The sequence below is a fragment of the Bacillus sp. SIMBA_008 genome (assembly GCF_046535495.1).
In the GTDB taxonomy this organism is placed as follows: Bacteria; Bacillota; Bacilli; order Bacillales; family Bacillaceae; genus Bacillus; species Bacillus subtilis.
In genome coordinates, this window is the sequence record NZ_JAWRWL010000961.1 from 1 (window position 1) to 249 (window position 249).

Consider the following 249-nt stretch of genomic DNA (forward strand, 5'->3'; position numbering starts at 1 on the left):
GGGGGCGCTCTGCCAGTCGGCATCCGTCACGATCGTCTCGGTGCGCCCGTCGGCGTATTCGATGACGAGCTGCGCGGCGAAACGGGGCTGATCGCCGTAGACCGTGGCCGCCTCGTCGCGGAAGCCGTAGCGTTCCGTCGCCCACGCTCCCGCGAGTCGTACCGCGATGGTGTTCTCGCCCGCATGGCTCGCGTACTGCGGTCAGTGCCCGGTCCCGGAGGTCGGAAACGTGTTCCGTCGCGCCGGCAT

General features: G+C 69.9%; 1 pseudogene. It reads right to left on the reverse strand.

Annotated features, from left to right (window positions below):
- Positions 1-171 (reverse strand): annotated as a pseudogene (locus SB658_RS26230) (alpha-L-rhamnosidase N-terminal domain-containing protein); the annotation flags it as partial.
- Positions 172-249: the final 78 nt, after the last annotated feature.